Source organism: Pseudomonas sp. (assembly GCF_049645325.1).
Taxonomy (GTDB): Bacteria; Pseudomonadota; Gammaproteobacteria; order Pseudomonadales; family Pseudomonadaceae; genus Aquipseudomonas.
This window is the reverse complement of the sequence record NZ_JBARTQ010000448.1, coordinates 1-14,715: the sequence shown is the minus strand read 5'-3', so window position 1 is coordinate 14,715 and position 14,715 is coordinate 1. Positions and strand designations below refer to the sequence as shown.

Below are 14,715 nucleotides of genomic sequence, written 5' to 3'. Positions count from 1 at the left end.
CCCTGGACGGTGTCAGTGGCCTGGTGGCCGTCAACTCGCTGATGGCCATGGTCGGCGGCACGGTTGCGGCCTTGATCATTGGGCGCAATGACCCAGGCTTTCTGCACAACGGCCCGTTGGCCGGGCTGGTGGCAATCTGCGCAGGTTCTGACCTGATGCACCCGGTGGGCGCGTTGATCACCGGAGTGGTCGCCGGTGGTCTGTTTGTGTGGTTCTTTATTGCCGCCCAGGATCGCTGGAAAATCGACGACGTGCTGGGTGTGTGGCCGCTGCATGGCCTGTGCGGCGTGTGGGGCGGCATCGCCTGTGGCATTTTTGGCCAGACGGCGCTGGGCGGGCTGGGCGGCGTCAGCCTGATCAGCCAATTGATCGGCACCGCCCTCGGCGTCGCGGTGGCGCTGGTGGGTGGCGTGCTCGTTTATGGCGTGATCAAGCGCGTGCACGGGCTGCGCCTGAGCCAGGAGCAGGAGTATTACGGTGCCGACTTGTCGATTCACAAGATAGGCGCGGTGAGTCAGGACTGAGCGGCTCGCCAGCGGAATTTGGCCGGTTTAGAATAATGGCCTACTTCTGATCAGGTCTTTTTGTCATGCCTCCTGAATGCCAGCTATTCACCACATTGGGCTGCCATCTGTGTGAACTTGCCGAAGCGGAAATCATGCCGTTGGTCGAACACGGGCTGATGGTGGAATTGGTTGATATCGCCGACTCCGAAGCCCTGTTCGAAGCCTACGGCCTGCAGATTCCGGTGCTTCGGCGGGTCGATACCGGGGCTGAACTGGGCTGGCCGTTCGACACCGAGCAGGTGGTGTCCTTTCTGCTTTAGACGTTAGGCGATGGCGGGTTTCCAAATATTAAGTTACTGTATGTTTGTACAGCGATTGAATAGAGGGAACGCCCGTGGTGAATGTTGAACAACTTAAAAGCAGCGTCAATCGCATGTCCGCCGAGGTCGTGCGCGACGCGGTGAACGAGCTGCGCCTCGACGGCCTGGTCACGGAAGGCAAGACGCCCTTCAACAAAGTGCATTTCAACACCTGCTTCGCCGAGATCGAGGCCTTGTTCCAGCGTGCCGGCTACCACAAGCAACTCGACGTAGTGGGCTACCAGGGCTTGCTGTACGCGCTCTACGACCCCGGCCGCTGGGAAGCCGTGGACGTGCTGCGCTGGCTCAAGGAATTCACCGACGCCGCGAGTGCTTCGCCGATCCTGCGCGCGGAATTGGCCAAGGCCTGAGATCCGCCCTAGGCTCCATCCCGCTGCATGCGGGATAATGCCCGCCTGTTTTTCCAGGCTTCGAGCATTTGTCATGTCCCCATCCGGTTTTTCTGCGTCCCAGCACCAAGCCAGTACCTTGTATTTGCCACCGGGCCCTTGGGCGACGGTGCTGGATTGCCTGTGCGAGCATTTTCCGGCGATCAGCCGTGAGCACTGGCTGGACCGCATCGCCCGTGGCCGGGTGCTGGACATCAATGGCAACCCGATCAGCCTGGACCTGCCCTACAAGGAAGGGCTGTGCATCTATTACTTCCGGGAAGTGCCGAATGAAAAGGTGATTCCGGTTGAGGAAACCATCCTGTACGCCGACGAACACCTGGTGGTCGCGGACAAGCCGCATTTCCTGCCGGTGACGCCGGCCGGTGAGTACGTCGAGCAGACCTTGCTGCGCCGCCTGATTCGTCGCCTGGACAACCCCTCGCTGGTGCCTCTGCACCGCATCGACCGCCACACGGCGGGGCTGGTGCTGTTTTCAGCCAACCCGCACAGCCGTTCGGCGTATCAACAGCTGTTTCCCACACGCCGCATCGACAAATTCTACGAAGCCATCGCGCCGGCGTTGCCTCAGCTGACGTTTCCGCTGGTGCACAAAAGCCGCCTGGTGGAGGGCGAACCGTTCTTCCGCATGCAGGAAGGGCCGGGCGCCAGCAATACCGAAACGGCCGTGGAGGTGCGTGAGGAAAATGGCGATCTCTGGCGCTATGGCCTGTTCCCCGTGACCGGCAAGAAGCACCAGCTGCGCGTACACATGACCGCGCTGGGGGCGAGTATCTGCAATGACCCGTTCTACCCCGACGTACTCAAGGACGTCGAGGACGACTACGCCAACCCGCTCAAGCTGTTGGCCCAAGGCGTGCGTTTTGTCGACCCGGTCACGGGCGAAACACGCGACTTTCGCAGCCGGATCACGCTGGACTGGTAAACCCCGGAAACGACAAGGCCCGCGCGAGGCGGGCCTTGTGGGTCCAACGTTAAGACTTACAGGTCTTTAACGGTGCGAACCTGATCCTTGTTGATGCGGGTCTGCTTGCCGTCAAGTTGTTCGAACTCGTAGAAGCCCGACGCCTTGTCAAATTTAGGGGTGTCGACGGCCTGGATTTCGCGACCGTCATTCAGGGTGATCACTGTAGGCGAAGCGCAACCGGCGAGAGTAGCGAGGCCCAGTGCAAGCATGAGAGCGGCGATGGTCCGTTGAGTCATGAGTGTGTCTCCGAGAGAATGCTTTTAAATTGCTGACCTTGTGACGCGCGGCGCGTCGACAAAGTTCCTTCTGCGAGGTTCATTCTGACACGCCGAACCCTGGGTGCAACAGTTCAGGTGTATTCAGGTTGGCCAGGCGCGGGTCATTTTCCGGGCATTCCAGGCCTACGCCACCCAGTTGCATGAAGATTTTGCGCGGGCTGCGTTCGCCGGTTTCCCACGCCTGTTCTACCTCGGTTCGCAGGCGGGTGGGGATGACGCAGATCAAGGGTTCCCAGAATGCGCCATGACGCACCATCAGCGGCAGCTGCGGGTTGCGTTGCGCCGTCGCGCGCAGCTCGGCCAGCAGGCTCGCGTCGAGGTAAGGCACATCGCATGGCAGGATCAGCAGGTGCTCATGGCGCGCGGCGGCTAACCCGGCACGAATGCCGGCCAACGGGCCCGGGAAGTCCGGGCTGTCGTCGCTCACCAACTGGTCGGCATAGGGCGCGTAAATCTCATGGTTGCGGTTGCACGAGATGATCAGGTCATCCGTCAGTGGCCGGGCCAGTCGCTGCAAGTGCGCGATCAATGGCTCGCCGCGCCAGGGCAGCAGGCCTTTATCCTGACCGCCCATGCGCTGGCCACGGCCACCGGCCAACAGCAGAATCGAACAGGGCAGAGGCGAAGAATCGAGAGACATGGCGGTTCCACAGCGGCAGGAAAACAGGGCCCTGTGATATAACATCGGGCTGTTCCTTCGACAACCGGACCATGCCATGAAAGCCAAGGCAGATGCGCCCTTCGTACCCCTGAATATTGCTGTACTGACCGTCAGCGACACCCGCACCCTCGAAACCGATACCTCGGGCCAGGTCTTCGTCGACCGTCTCACCGCCGCCGGCCATAACCTGGCCGAGCGCGTGCTGCTCAAGGACGACCTCTACAAAATTCGCGCGCAAGTTGCCCACTGGATCGCCGAAGACGTGGTGCAAGTGGTGCTGATCACTGGCGGCACCGGCTTCACCGGCCGCGACAGTACCCCCGAAGCCGTAAGTTGCCTGCTCGACAAACACGTCGACGGCTTTGGCGAACTGTTCCGCCAGATCTCCGTGGCCGATATCGGCACCTCTACCGTGCAATCTCGTGCCCTGGCCGGCCTGGCGAATGGCACCCTGGTGTGCTGCCTCCCGGGTTCCACCAATGCGGTGCGCACCGGGTGGGACGGCATCCTCGCCGAGCAACTCGACAACCGTCACCGCCCGTGCAACTTCGTGCCCCACCTGAAGCAGGCCGAACCCTGCGAAACCCGTGGATAAGCCCGGCAAAACCGGCGCGTTGATGCCGGTCGAACAAGCGCTGCAGCAGTTGCTGGACATGGCCGAAGCCGCACCGATTCGCGAGCAGCAAACCCTGATGCTGGCCGACTGTGATGGCCGTGTATTGGCGCAGGATCTGGTCTCCACCCTTGATCTGCCGCCATGGCCCAACAGCGCCATGGACGGTTACGCGCTGCGCCTCTCGGACTGGACCGGCGAGCCCCTGGCTGTCAGCCAAAGAATTTTCGCCGGTCAGGCGCCGCAGCCTTTGGCCGCCGGTACCTGCGCGCGCATCTTTACCGGCGCGCCGGTGCCAGAAGGCGCCGATTGCGTGGAGATGCAGGAAAACGCCGTGGTCCACGTTGATGAGCGCGTGAGTTTTACCGAGCCGTTGCAGGTCGACCAGAACATCCGGCCTCAAGGCCAGGAAACCACCGTTGGCGAGTTGGTATTGCCCGCCGGCACCCGCCTTGGCCCGATCGAACTGGGCCTCGCCGCCTCGCTGGGGCATGACCGCCTGAACGTCGTGCGCCAAGTGCGCGTGGCTGTGCTCTCGACCGGCGACGAGCTGATCGAGCCCGGTTTGCCACTCGGCCCGGGGCAGATCTACAACAGTAACCGCCGCGTGCTGTGTTCGTGGCTGGCGCGGATGGGCTGTGAGGTGATCGACGCCGGTATCCTGCCTGACGACCTGGAAAAAACCCGCACGCAGTTAGCGAGCCTGGGCACTGTCGATTTGATTCTGTCCACCGGCGGCGTGTCGGTGGGCGAGGCAGACTTCCTTGGTATCGCCCTGCGCGAAGAGGGCGAACTGGCGCTGTGGAAGCTGGCGATCAAGCCCGGCAAACCGCTGACTTTTGGCCATTTCCGTGGTGTGCCGGTAATTGGCCTGCCCGGCAACCCGGCCTCGACCCTGGTGACCTTTGCGCTACTGGCGCGGCCCTACCTGCTACGCCGCCAAGGTGTGCAGGATGTGGAGCCGCTGCGTTTCGAGGTGCCGGTGGGGTTCGTCTGGCCCAAACCGGGCAACCGCCGCGAATACCTGCGCGGGCGCATCGAGCAGGGCAAGGCGATCATCTACCGCAACCAGAGCTCCGGCGTGCTGCGCAGCGCGGCGTGGGCGGAAGGGTTTGTGGAGGTGTTGGAAGGGACCACGCTGGCGATGGGTGACCGAGTCAACTTCATCCCGTTGAGCGAGGTCCTCAACTGACAATAGAGATCCATGTGTGGGAGCTGCCTTGCCAGCTCCCACATTGGGTTATGTGTAGGGCTCAGTAATCGTCGCCACGCTCCGTCACATCCCGCTCCACCGGCCCGGCATTCGGGTCATACCGTGCCGGGAACTTGCCTTTGAGCGTCCACGCAAACGCAATGATCTCAGCCACCGTGCGGTACAACTCCTCCGGAATACTGTCCCCCAGTTCCATCCGCGCCAGCAGCTTTACCAACTCGGCGTTCTCATAAATCGGCACTTCATTTTCCCGCGCCAACTTCAAAATGGCCTCCGCCAGGGCATCGTCGCCCTTGGCCGTGAGGGTCGGCGCTTGCTGGCCGTCGTACTTGAGGGCAATCGCCTGGCGCGGTGGGGTCGGGTTTTTCATGCGGTTTCATCCACCCAGCGTTGTTCCAGGCCGGTTCTCGGCCCGCGTGGCGGGGTGCCGAGGTGGCAGTCCAAATCGCCCACATTGATGCCCGAGGTCACCAGGCGCTCGCGCAGGCTGCCCAGATGGCTTTCGATCAAGCTGGCGGTGAACGGCCGCGTCGCCCATAGCTGGCTGGACAATTTGCCCTGGGTCAGTTGCGCCTGGACCTGCAACGGCCCGAGCGGCTCCATGTCGAACGCCAACTCGACGCGCCAGAGCATCTGTTTGGGGTCTTTCTGGGCTTTGCGTTCGGGCTGGTCCTTGTCCGGCGGCGGCTCCTCGCGCTGGAACTTGACCTGCAGCGGCACGATGTCCTGCAAGGTGCGCATGGGGATTTCCAGTTGCCAAGTGGTTTGCAGGCGGCCGTCAGCGGTGGTGCCGGTTTGTTCCAGGCTCGACAACTGGTGGCTTTGCAAGCGCGAGATCGCCGCCGCGGCCAGGCGCAGCAGGTTTTCCAGGTCGCCTTCACCTTCCAGGCGCTGCATCAGGCGGTCTGGCAGCGGAAAGCCCGCAGGTGGCAGTTTGGCGCTGACCTGGCCAAGGGTATTCAGCGGGCTGCGCACAAAGTTGGGCAGCACCTGAGCCAAGGTGTTGGCGGCCAGGATCGCGTTCAGGTTAGTGCCGGTGGGCAGGGCGGGCAGCAAGTCCGCGACCAGGCGCAACAAGGCGCCCTTCATGTCCAGCGGCGGTATCTGCGGGTTTTGCCCGGCGAGCAATTTTGCCTCAAGAAAGGCGCCGCTGTTCTGGATCACTTGCGCCAGCACTTTGGGATTGCTCACTTGCGCGAGGTCGGGCAGGGCGGCGAGCAAGCGATCGGCGGCGGCGCGCAACTCGGTGGACGTGGTGTCGTCGTCGGGCAGGTTCTGCAAGGCGGTGAACACCACGTCCAGCGAGCCCTGGCGACTTTGCTGGGTGGCCAACTGCTGGCTGACTGCCAATTGGTCCTGGAGGCCACTCAATGGTACGAAGGTCAAGGTTTGCGCATTCTGCACCACGGCGCTGAGCAAGCTGCCGACGCGCAGTGGCTGCGGGCTTTCCACGGTCAGTGTTGCACCGGCCAGGGCGTTAGTGAGCACGGTCACCAATGAGCGGTAGATCGCCGGTTGCGCGGTGCCCTGGGGCAGCATCTGGGTGGTCAGCACCTTGGCTTGCAGCAACGTGCCTTCCGGCATTTGCGTGGTGTCGATGCGGGTGAGGGCGGCCACGTTGGCGCTCAAGGCTTGCTGCAGGCTGAGGGTCAGGTTGCCCGCGGGCGTCTGGCTCACCGCCACATTGCTGCCCAGCGGCAAAGGCTGGGCGCTGCTGGCTTGCACCAGGGTCTGGCGGCCGCTGTCGAGGGTCAACTTGAGCAATAACTGAAACGCATCGCCACCTTGTTTAAGGGCGATGACTTCGGCGTTCACGGTTTTTCCCGGGTCAATCAACCCGATCTGCGGCTCCAGCAGTTTCAGCAACTCACCGGTCGCGGGCAGCGGGGCAGGCCCGGCCACCGGGGCTGGAGGAAGCGTAGGAAGGTTGATCTCGCCGGTCATCGTGCGCGTCGTCTCAGGGGAAATTGCCCTCTTTAGAGTAGGGCATCACATGTATAATGCCGCCCGTCTGCAAAGAGAGCGGTAAAAACCTCACAACTATTTGATCCAGCTCTCTAAAATCGGTCGCCAAAGCCGTTATTGTGCTTTCTCTATAACGGCCGCTGCACCGCCGACTTGAACCGTAAAGGCCCGCGATCTTTTGACCAGCCCTCTTCTTGAAGCCGTAGCGCTCTCCTGTGAACGCGACCTGCGCCTGCTGTTCGAGCACCTCGAACTGCGGCTGACGGGCGGCGACATGGTGCAGGTCAGCGGCCCCAATGGCAGCGGCAAGACCAGTTTGCTGCGCCTGCTGGCCGGCTTGATGCAGCCGACGGCCGGTGAAATTCGACTCAACGGCAAGCCCTTGGCCGAACAGCGCACCGAGCTGGCGCGCACTCTCATTTGGATCGGCCACGCCGCCGGTATCAAGGACGTGCTGACGCCTGAGGAGAACCTCAGTTGGCTCAGCGCCCTGCATCACCCGGCGTCCCGCGACGCGATCTGGCAGGCGCTCGCCGCCGTCGGCCTGAACGGCTTTGAAGACGTGCCTTGCCACACCCTGTCCGCCGGCCAGCAACGCCGCGTGGCCCTGGCGCGTCTGTACCTGCCCGGCCCGCCGCTGTGGATTCTCGACGAACCCTTCACCGCCCTCGACAAACAAGGCGTCGCCCAGCTCGAAGAACACCTGGCCCGGCACTGTGAGCAGGGTGGTTTGATCGTGCTCACCACCCATCACACCCTGGCGCGCATGCCCGCCGGTTACCGCGACCTGGACTTGAACCGGTGGTCGGCATGAGTGTGTTCGCCCTGTTGGTGGCCCGCGAAGCGCGGCTGTTGTGCCGTCGCCCGGCCGAGTTGGCCAACCCCTTGGTGTTCTTTGCCATTGTCATCGCCTTGTTCCCATTGGCGGTCGGCCCCGAGACTAAACTGTTGCAAACCTTGTCCCCGGGACTGGTGTGGGTGGCGGCGCTTTTATCGGTCCTGCTCTCGCTGGACGGGCTGTTTCGCAGTGATTTTGAAGACGGTTCCCTTGAACAGTGGGTCCTTTCGTCGCACCCTTTGCCACTTCTGGTACTGGCCAAGGTGCTGGCACACTGGGCTTTTTCCGGCTTGGCGCTAGTCTTGCTCTCACCGCTGTTGGCAATGATGCTGGGCTTGCCCTTTGAGTGCCTGCCGGTGTTGCTGCTTTCCTTGTTGCTCGGTACGCCGGTGCTCAGCCTGTTGGGGGCGGTGGGCGCAGCGTTGACCGTCGGTTTGAAGCGGGGAGGCCTGTTGCTGGCCCTGCTGATTCTGCCGTTGTATATCCCGGTGTTGATCCTCGGCAGCGGCGCCTTGCAGGCCGCGCTCATGGGCATGCCGGCGACCGGTTACCTCCTGTGGCTTGGCAGCCTGACCGCCCTGGCGGTAACCCTGACACCCTTTGCTATAGCGGCTGGCCTGAAGATCAGCGTCGGCGAATAATAAGGTCTGGTTAAGCGTTATAACCTTAATCAGTAAAGACCCTGAGTGCCCCGCAATGACGGGGCGCCACCGTGATGGAAACAGCAATGAACTGGACCTGGTTTCACAAGCTCGGCTCGCCCAAATGGTTTTACGGCATCAGCGGCAAGCTGTTGCCGTGGTTGAGCATCGCCGCCATTTTGCTGATCGGCATCGGCCTGGTCTGGGGCCTCGCCTTTGCGCCGCCGGACTACCAGCAAGGCAACAGCTTTCGCATCATCTATATCCACGTTCCCGCCGCGATGCTGGCTCAGTCCTGTTACGTGATGATGGCCGTGTGCGGCGTGGTTGGCCTGGTCTGGAAGATGAAAATCGCCGACGTGGCACTGCAATGCGCCGCGCCCATCGGTGCGTGGATGACCGCCGTGGCGCTGGTCACTGGCGCGATCTGGGGCAAGCCGACCTGGGGTTCATGGTGGGTGTGGGACGCGCGCCTCACCTCAATGCTGATTTTGCTGTTCCTGTACTTCGGCCTGATCGCCCTCGGCAATGCCATCAGCAACCGCGACAGCGCCGCCAAGGCCTGCGCGGTGCTGGCGATTGTCGGCGTGATCAACATTCCGATCATCAAATACTCGGTGGAATGGTGGAACACCTTGCACCAGGGCGCGACCTTCACCCTCACTGAAAAACCGGCGATGCCCGTGGAAATGTGGGCGCCGCTGCTGTTGATGGTGCTGGGCTTCTACTGTTTCTTCGGCGCCGTGCTGCTGATGCGCATGCGCCTCGAAGTGCTCAAGCGTGAAGCCCGCGCCAGCTGGGTCAAGGCCGAAGTGCAGAACAGCCTGGGAGCCGGTGCATGAGTTTCGCGTCATTCAGTGATTTTCTCGCCATGGGCCATCACGCCCTGTACGTCTGGACGGCCTATGGCATCTGCCTGGCGGTGCTGGCCCTCAACGTCGCCGCGCCGATCCTGGCCCGCAAGCGTTACCTGCAACAAGAGGCGCGTCGTCTGCGCCGGGAGACCGAAAAGTGAATCCGCTGCGTAGAAAGCGTCTGTTGATCATCCTCGCCATTCTGGCCGGCGTAAGTATTGCCGTGGGCCTGGCGATGAGCGCCCTGCGGGAGAACATCAACCTGTTCTACACCCCGACCCAGATCGCCAATGGCGAAGCGCCGCTGGACACGCGCATCCGCGCCGGCGGCATGGTCGAAAAGGGCTCCTTGAAGCGCTCCGGCGACTCCCTCGACGTGACCTTTGTGGTCACCGACTTCAGCAAATCCGTGACCATCACCTACCGCGGCATCCTCCCGGACCTGTTCCGCGAAGGCCAAGGCATCGTCGCCCTAGGCAAGCTCAACGCTGATGGCGTGGTGGTAGCCGATGAAGTGCTGGCCAAACACGATGAGAAATACATGCCGCCGGAAGTCACCAAGGCGCTGAAAGACAGCGGCCAGTCGGCGCCAACCCCTGCCAAGGAGGGCTAAACGATGACGTCCGTACTGTTTATTCCAGAGCTGGGCCAATTGGCGATGATCCTCGCCCTGTGCTTTGCCATCGTTCAGGCCGTGGTGCCGTTGCTCGGCGCCTGGCGTGGCGACCGCCTGTGGATGAGCCTGGCGCAGCCGGCTGCCTGGGGCCAGTTTGCGTTCCTGGTGTTCGCCTTTGGTTGCCTGACCTACGCCTTCATGACCGACGACTTTTCCGTCGCCTATGTGGCCAATAACTCCAACAGCGCCTTGCCCTGGTACTACAAATTCAGCGCCGTGTGGGGCGCGCACGAAGGTTCGCTATTGCTGTGGGCGTTGATCCTTGGCGGCTGGACCTTTGCCGTGTCGGTGTTTTCGCGCCAGTTGCCGCAAGTCATGCTGGCCCGCGTGCTGGCGGTGATGGGCATGATCAGCATCGGTTTTCTGCTGTTCCTGATCATGACCTCCAACCCTTTCACCCGCATCCTGCCGCAGATCCCGGTGGACGGGCATGACCTCAACCCCTTGTTGCAAGACATCGGCCTGATCGTGCACCCGCCGATGCTCTACATGGGTTACGTCGGTTTCTCGGTGGCCTTCGCCTTCGCCATCGCCGCCTTGCTCGGCGGGCGCCTCGACGCCGCTTGGGCGCGCTGGTCGCGGCCGTGGACCATCGTCGCGTGGGCGTTCCTCGGCATCGGCATCACCTTGGGCTCGTGGTGGGCCTACTACGAACTCGGCTGGGGCGGTTGGTGGTTCTGGGACCCGGTCGAAAACGCCTCGTTCATGCCATGGCTGGTGGGCACCGCGCTGATTCACTCGCTGGCCGTGACCGAAAAACGCGGTGTGTTCAAAAGCTGGACCGTGTTGCTGGCCATCGCTGCCTTTTCCCTCAGCCTGCTCGGCACATTCCTCGTGCGGTCGGGCGTGCTGACCTCGGTGCATGCGTTTGCGTCCGACCCGGAGCGCGGCGTGTTCATCCTGATCTTCCTGCTGTTTGTGGTCGGTGGCTCGCTGACGTTGTTTGCGTTGCGCGCGCCAGTGGTCAAGAGCCAGGTCGGTTTCAACCTGTGGTCGCGCGAAACCTTGCTGCTGGGCAATAACCTGGTGCTGGTGGTGGCTGCGTCGATGATCCTGCTCGGCACCCTCTACCCGCTGGCGCTGGATGCCTTGAGCGGCGCCAAGCTGTCCGTCGGCCCGCCGTACTTCAACGCGTTGTTTATTCCGTTGATGGGCCTGTTGATGGTGGTGATGGCCGTCGGCATGCTGGTGCGCTGGAAAGACACCCCGGTGAAATGGCTGGCCGGCATGCTGATGCCGGTGCTGCTCGGCAGCGTGGCCTTGGCGGTAGTCGCCGGTATCGCCTACGGCGACTTCAACTGGGCCGTGCTCGCGACCTTCCTGCTCGCCGCCTGGGTATTGCTGGCCGGTGTGCGCGACATTGTCGACAAGACCCGCCACAAAGGGTTGATCAAAGGCCTGCCGACGTTGACTCGCAGCTATTGGGGCATGCAGATCGCCCACCTTGGCATTGCCGTGTGTGCCCTCGGCGTGGTGCTTTCCAGCCAGAACAGTGCCGAGCGCGACCTGCGCTTGGCGCCGGGCGAGTCCATGGACCTGGCCGGTTACCACTTCATCTTCGAAGGCGCCAAGCACTTCGAAGGTCCGAATTTCACGTCAGACAAAGGCACCGTGCGCGTCGTCCGCAACGGCAAGGAAGTGGCCGTGCTGCACCCGGAAAAACGCTTGTACACGGTGCAAAGCTCAATGATGACCGAAGCCGGTATCGACGCCGGTTTCACCCGCGACCTCTATGTGGCGCTGGGTGAACCGTTGGGCGACGGCGCCTGGGCGGTGCGCGTGCACGTCAAACCGTTTGTGCGCTGGATCTGGTTCGGCGGTTTGCTCACCGGCTTCGGTGGTTTGCTGGCCGCGCTGGACCGGCGTTATCGGGTCAAGGTCAAGAGCCGGGTGCGTGAAGCCCTGGGCCTTTCAGGAGCGGCGGCATGAAGCGTTGGTTGATGGTATTGCCGCTGGCGGCATTCCTGGTGGTGGCAGTGTTTCTGTATCGCGGCTTGTACCTGGACCCGGCCGAGCTGCCCTCGGCGATGATCGGCAAACAGTTCCCGGCCTTCAGCCTGCCGACGGTGCAGGGCGACAAAACCCTGACCCAGGCCGACCTGCTGGGCAAACCGGCGCTGGTCAACGTGTGGGGCACCTGGTGCATCTCCTGCCGCGTCGAGCACCCGGTGCTGAACAAGCTGGCCGAGCAGGGCGTGGTGATCTACGGCATCAACTACAAGGACGACAATGCTGCGGCCTTGAAGTGGCTGGCGGAATTTCACAACCCGTACCAGCTGGATATCCGTGATGAAGACGGCAACCTTGGCTTGAACCTCGGCGTGTATGGCGCGCCCGAGACCTTTTTCATCGATGCCAAAGGCGTGATCCGCGACAAGTACGTCGGCGTGATCGACGAAGTGGTCTGGCGCGAACAGCTCGCCGCCAAGTACCAGGCGCTGGTCGATGAGGCCAAGCCATGAAGCGTCTGTTAGCCGCCGCCGTGTTGGCGCTGGGTTTGGTCGGCGTGGCCCACGCGGCCATCGACACCTACGAATTTGCCAAGGAGGGTGACCGCGAGCGCTTTCGCGAACTGACCAAGGAACTGCGTTGCCCCAAGTGCCAGAACCAGGACATTGCCGACTCCAACGCGCCGATCGCCGCCGACTTGCGCAAAGAGATCTTCCGCATGCTGGGGGAGGGCAAGGACAACCAGCAGATCATCGACTTCATGGTCGACCGCTACGGTGATTTCGTGCGCTACAAACCGGCCCTCACCGGCAAGACCGCGCTGCTCTGGTTCGGCCCCGCCGGGCTGTTGCTGGCCGGCGTGGTGGTCATGGCCGTGATCGTCCGCCGTCGCCGCGCCGCGCCCACTGATGGCTCCGACGCGCTATCCCCTGACGAGCGCAAACGCCTCGACCAATTGCTGGACACCAAGACTGATGATTGATTTTTGGCTCGCAGCCGGGTTGCTGCTCCTGATTGCCCTGAGTTTCCTGTTGATTCCTGTGTTGCGCGGCCGCCGCGCCCAACGTGAAGAGGACCGCACCGCACTGAACGTCGCGCTGTACCAGGAGCGCGTGGCCGAGCTGCAAGTGCAGCAGGACGAAGGCGTGCTCAACGTCGTGCAACTCGACACCGGTCGCGCCGAAGCCGCCCGTGAGTTGTTGGCCGACACCGAAGGCGTGGAAAAACCGCGCGAATCGCGCCTGGGCAAGCCGTTGCCATTGTTGGCGGCTTTCCTGGTGCCGGTGCTGGGCGTTGCGCTGTACCTGCACTACGGCGCAAGTGACAAAGTCGAGCTGACCCGCGAATTCTCCCAGCCGCCGGTGTCCATGGAAGACATGACCCGCCGCCTGGAACGTGCTGCCGCCGCGCAGCCGGATTCGCCGGAAGGCCTGTATTTCCTCGGTCGGGCTTACATGGCTCAGGATCGCTCCGCCGATGCCGCCAAGGTCTTCGAACGCACTGTGGCCCTGGCCGGTCGCCAGCCGGAATTGCTCGGCCAGTGGGCGCAGGCGCAGTATTTTGCCGACAACAAACAGTGGTCGCCCAAGGTGCAGGCGCTGACTGACGAAGCGTTGAAGCTTGATCCGAAAGAAGTCACCAGCCTGGGTTTGCTGGGGATTGCAGCCTTTGAAGGTCAGCGTTATCAGGAGGCTATCGACTACTGGAATCGCCTGTTGGCGCAACTGCCACCGGAAGACAACTCCCGCGCAGCGCTGCAAGGCGGGATCGACCGGGCGGCGGAGAAACTCAAGGAAAGTGGCGGCACCGTCGCCCAAGTGCCTAAGGCGGTGCTGAAAGTGCGTGTGGATTTGTCCGCCGAGGTGAAGGCCAAATCCTTGCCAACCGACAGCGTGTTCATCTTCGCCCGCGCCGTCAAAGGCCCGCCAGCACCCTTGGCGGCTAAACGCGTGACTATCGCCGAGTTGCCGATCACCGTCGAACTCGGCGATGCCGACGCGATGATGCCGCAGTTGAAACTGTCGAACTTCCCCGAAGTCCAACTGGTTGCGCGCATATCCCGGGCCGGTCTTCCAACCGCTGGCGAGTGGATCGGCCGCAGCCAACCCTTGGCCAGCACCACCACTGCCATGCAGCAGCTGACCATCGACAGTCCGGACAAGTAAATCGAGGAAACGCCTATGACCGCATTTGCACGTATCACCTTGCTCAGCCTGGTATTGGGGCTGAGCGCTTGTGCGGTCCATCGACCTCCTTCCGGGCCTACCGGCCCGACGATTCCACCGTCAGGCCCGTCGACCCAGCCGAGCACCAAACCCTCCGGCCCGGTCACTCCACCGAAAGCGCCGCCAAGCTCTTCGCCAACCTTCGCCCCACCGCCGGGCGCGGCGAGCCATTGGGACGGCAAGATGCAGGTGTATGTGCTGGAAGAACAGCCCGACACCTTCTACCGCCAGCGCACCTATTACCGTTGGAGCAACGGCTGGAGCCGCTCCATCAGCCCGAACGGGCCGTGGGAAGAAACCAATGTGCAAGGCGTGCCGCCCGGCTTGAGCAAACAATACGCACAATGAAAAAAGGCGACCTTTATAGGTCGCCTTTTTCATACCCGTGAAATGCATTCTTGCATCCACTGGAGCTCAAATGTGGGAGCGGGCTTGCTCGCGAATGCGGTGGTTCAGCCGACTAATACAGTGACTGACACACGGCCATTTCTCCATCCAATGAAGATCAACTGTGGGAGCTGGCTTGCCTGCGATAGCATTGTGTCAGCCAACTATCTGC

General features: G+C 62.5%; 20 protein-coding genes. 16 read left to right on the top strand and 4 right to left on the bottom strand.

Going from position 1 to position 14,715, the window contains the following annotated elements:
* The 4 genes from WBB95_RS19555 to WBB95_RS19540 form a co-directional block, all read left to right on the top strand.
* Positions 1-524 (top strand): ammonium transporter (locus tag WBB95_RS19555; protein ID WP_424489072.1); only part of this gene is annotated, 524 nt, incomplete at its 5' end.
* A gap of 65 nt (positions 525-589) precedes the next feature.
* Complete coding sequence (locus tag WBB95_RS19550) at positions 590-826, top strand: glutaredoxin family protein (RefSeq protein WP_424489071.1); 237 nt, start codon at positions 590-592, stop codon at positions 824-826.
* A 74-nt stretch (positions 827-900) separates the two neighbouring features.
* Positions 901-1,236 carry a transcriptional regulator gene (locus WBB95_RS19545; protein WP_424489070.1) on the top strand — a complete coding sequence of 112 codons (336 nt, stop codon included), beginning with the start codon at positions 901-903 and terminating at the stop codon, positions 1,234-1,236.
* 73 nt (positions 1,237-1,309) lie between these two features.
* On the top strand, positions 1,310-2,200 hold the full coding sequence (locus tag WBB95_RS19540) for a pseudouridine synthase (protein WP_424489069.1): 891 nt from the start codon (positions 1,310-1,312) through the stop codon (positions 2,198-2,200).
* A gap of 56 nt (positions 2,201-2,256) precedes the next feature.
* Here the strand turns inward: WBB95_RS19540 and WBB95_RS19535 are convergent, their stop codons facing one another.
* Together WBB95_RS19535 and mobA are read right to left on the bottom strand one after the other, a co-directional pair.
* Positions 2,257-2,478 (bottom strand): YgdI/YgdR family lipoprotein, encoded by a 222-nt coding sequence (locus WBB95_RS19535; RefSeq protein WP_065901933.1) that lies wholly within the window; start codon positions 2,476-2,478, stop codon positions 2,257-2,259.
* Between the two features lie 79 nt (positions 2,479-2,557).
* Positions 2,558-3,160 carry a molybdenum cofactor guanylyltransferase MobA gene (gene mobA, locus WBB95_RS19530; RefSeq protein WP_424489068.1) on the bottom strand — a complete coding sequence of 201 codons (603 nt, stop codon included), beginning with the start codon at positions 3,158-3,160 and terminating at the stop codon, positions 2,558-2,560.
* A gap of 76 nt (positions 3,161-3,236) precedes the next feature.
* On the opposite strand from mobA, the gene moaB reads away from it, so the two are divergent.
* Positions 3,237-3,776 carry a molybdenum cofactor biosynthesis protein B gene (gene moaB, locus WBB95_RS19525; protein ID WP_424489067.1) on the top strand — a complete coding sequence of 180 codons (540 nt, stop codon included), beginning with the start codon at positions 3,237-3,239 and terminating at the stop codon, positions 3,774-3,776.
* Between the two features lie 22 nt (positions 3,777-3,798).
* Positions 3,799-4,986 (top strand): gephyrin-like molybdotransferase Glp, encoded by a 1,188-nt coding sequence (gene glp, locus WBB95_RS19520; RefSeq protein ID WP_424489073.1) that lies wholly within the window; start codon positions 3,799-3,801, stop codon positions 4,984-4,986.
* A gap of 61 nt (positions 4,987-5,047) precedes the next feature.
* On the opposite strand, the gene WBB95_RS19515 is transcribed toward glp, so the two are convergent.
* Both WBB95_RS19515 and WBB95_RS19510 read right to left on the bottom strand, forming a co-directional pair.
* Positions 5,048-5,377 carry an EscU/YscU/HrcU family type III secretion system export apparatus switch protein gene (locus tag WBB95_RS19515; protein WP_424489066.1) on the bottom strand — a complete coding sequence of 110 codons (330 nt, stop codon included), beginning with the start codon at positions 5,375-5,377 and terminating at the stop codon, positions 5,048-5,050.
* Positions 5,374-6,951: a flagellar hook-length control protein FliK gene (locus WBB95_RS19510; RefSeq protein ID WP_424489065.1), complete on the bottom strand. Its 1,578-nt coding sequence runs from the start codon at positions 6,949-6,951 to the stop codon at positions 5,374-5,376. Before WBB95_RS19510 ends, WBB95_RS19515 begins: the two co-directional genes overlap by 4 nt.
* Before the next feature lie 199 nt (positions 6,952-7,150).
* Between WBB95_RS19510 and ccmA the strand changes: the two genes are divergently transcribed.
* The 10 genes from ccmA (at position 7,151) to WBB95_RS19460 (ending at position 14,504) form a co-directional block, all read left to right on the top strand.
* On the top strand, positions 7,151-7,786 hold the full coding sequence (ccmA, locus tag WBB95_RS19505) for a cytochrome c biogenesis heme-transporting ATPase CcmA (protein WP_424489064.1): 636 nt from the start codon (positions 7,151-7,153) through the stop codon (positions 7,784-7,786).
* Complete coding sequence (ccmB, locus tag WBB95_RS19500; protein ID WP_348054544.1) at positions 7,783-8,451, top strand: heme exporter protein CcmB; 669 nt, start codon at positions 7,783-7,785, stop codon at positions 8,449-8,451. The genes ccmA and ccmB overlap by 4 nt, the downstream gene beginning before the upstream one ends.
* A gap of 86 nt (positions 8,452-8,537) precedes the next feature.
* Positions 8,538-9,293 carry a heme ABC transporter permease gene (locus WBB95_RS19495; RefSeq protein ID WP_424489063.1) on the top strand — a complete coding sequence of 252 codons (756 nt, stop codon included), beginning with the start codon at positions 8,538-8,540 and terminating at the stop codon, positions 9,291-9,293.
* Positions 9,290-9,466 (top strand): heme exporter protein CcmD, encoded by a 177-nt coding sequence (gene ccmD, locus WBB95_RS19490; RefSeq protein WP_034127174.1) that lies wholly within the window; start codon positions 9,290-9,292, stop codon positions 9,464-9,466. The genes WBB95_RS19495 and ccmD overlap by 4 nt, the downstream gene beginning before the upstream one ends.
* Positions 9,463-9,918, top strand: a complete 456-nt coding sequence (ccmE, locus tag WBB95_RS19485; protein WP_424489062.1) for a cytochrome c maturation protein CcmE — start codon at positions 9,463-9,465, stop codon at positions 9,916-9,918. Before ccmD ends, ccmE begins: the two co-directional genes overlap by 4 nt.
* A gap of 3 nt (positions 9,919-9,921) precedes the next feature.
* Positions 9,922-11,910, top strand: coding sequence for a heme lyase CcmF/NrfE family subunit (locus tag WBB95_RS19480; protein ID WP_424489061.1), 1,989 nt, complete (start codon positions 9,922-9,924; stop codon positions 11,908-11,910).
* The gene (locus tag WBB95_RS19475) at positions 11,907-12,443 is read left to right on the top strand and encodes a DsbE family thiol:disulfide interchange protein (protein WP_017477483.1); all 537 of its coding nucleotides are present in this window, start codon (positions 11,907-11,909) and stop codon (positions 12,441-12,443) included. Before WBB95_RS19480 ends, WBB95_RS19475 begins: the two co-directional genes overlap by 4 nt.
* Entirely contained in the window at positions 12,440-12,913 is a 474-nt protein-coding gene (locus tag WBB95_RS19470; protein ID WP_056857146.1) for a cytochrome c-type biogenesis protein, read from the top strand. Before WBB95_RS19475 ends, WBB95_RS19470 begins: the two co-directional genes overlap by 4 nt.
* Entirely contained in the window at positions 12,906-14,096 is a 1,191-nt protein-coding gene (gene ccmI, locus WBB95_RS19465) for a c-type cytochrome biogenesis protein CcmI (RefSeq protein ID WP_424489060.1), read from the top strand. The genes WBB95_RS19470 and ccmI overlap by 8 nt, the downstream gene beginning before the upstream one ends.
* 15 nt (positions 14,097-14,111) lie before the next feature.
* On the top strand, positions 14,112-14,504 hold the full coding sequence (locus WBB95_RS19460; RefSeq protein WP_424489059.1) for a hypothetical protein: 393 nt from the start codon (positions 14,112-14,114) through the stop codon (positions 14,502-14,504).
* The last annotated feature ends 211 nt before the right edge of the window (positions 14,505-14,715 follow it).

Coding starts and splice junctions, on each gene's coding strand:
- WBB95_RS19550 (WP_424489071.1), top strand. CDS start 590: ATGCCTCCTGAATGCCAGCTATTCACCACATTGGGCTGCCATCTGTGT.
- WBB95_RS19540 (WP_424489069.1), top strand. CDS start 1,310: ATGTCCCCATCCGGTTTTTCTGCGTCCCAGCACCAAGCCAGTACCTTG.
- WBB95_RS19535 (WP_065901933.1), bottom strand. CDS start 2,478: ATGACTCAACGGACCATCGCCGCTCTCATGCTTGCACTGGGCCTCGCT.
- mobA (WP_424489068.1), bottom strand. CDS start 3,160: ATGTCTCTCGATTCTTCGCCTCTGCCCTGTTCGATTCTGCTGTTGGCC.
- moaB (WP_424489067.1), top strand. CDS start 3,237: ATGAAAGCCAAGGCAGATGCGCCCTTCGTACCCCTGAATATTGCTGTA.
- glp (WP_424489073.1), top strand. CDS start 3,799: ATGCCGGTCGAACAAGCGCTGCAGCAGTTGCTGGACATGGCCGAAGCC.
- WBB95_RS19515 (WP_424489066.1), bottom strand. CDS start 5,377: ATGAAAAACCCGACCCCACCGCGCCAGGCGATTGCCCTCAAGTACGAC.
- WBB95_RS19510 (WP_424489065.1), bottom strand. CDS start 6,951: ATGACCGGCGAGATCAACCTTCCTACGCTTCCTCCAGCCCCGGTGGCC.
- ccmB (WP_348054544.1), top strand. CDS start 7,783: ATGAGTGTGTTCGCCCTGTTGGTGGCCCGCGAAGCGCGGCTGTTGTGC.
- WBB95_RS19495 (WP_424489063.1), top strand. CDS start 8,538: ATGAACTGGACCTGGTTTCACAAGCTCGGCTCGCCCAAATGGTTTTAC.
- ccmD (WP_034127174.1), top strand. CDS start 9,290: ATGAGTTTCGCGTCATTCAGTGATTTTCTCGCCATGGGCCATCACGCC.
- WBB95_RS19480 (WP_424489061.1), top strand. CDS start 9,922: ATGACGTCCGTACTGTTTATTCCAGAGCTGGGCCAATTGGCGATGATC.
- WBB95_RS19475 (WP_017477483.1), top strand. CDS start 11,907: ATGAAGCGTTGGTTGATGGTATTGCCGCTGGCGGCATTCCTGGTGGTG.
- WBB95_RS19470 (WP_056857146.1), top strand. CDS start 12,440: ATGAAGCGTCTGTTAGCCGCCGCCGTGTTGGCGCTGGGTTTGGTCGGC.
- ccmI (WP_424489060.1), top strand. CDS start 12,906: ATGATTGATTTTTGGCTCGCAGCCGGGTTGCTGCTCCTGATTGCCCTG.
- WBB95_RS19460 (WP_424489059.1), top strand. CDS start 14,112: ATGACCGCATTTGCACGTATCACCTTGCTCAGCCTGGTATTGGGGCTG.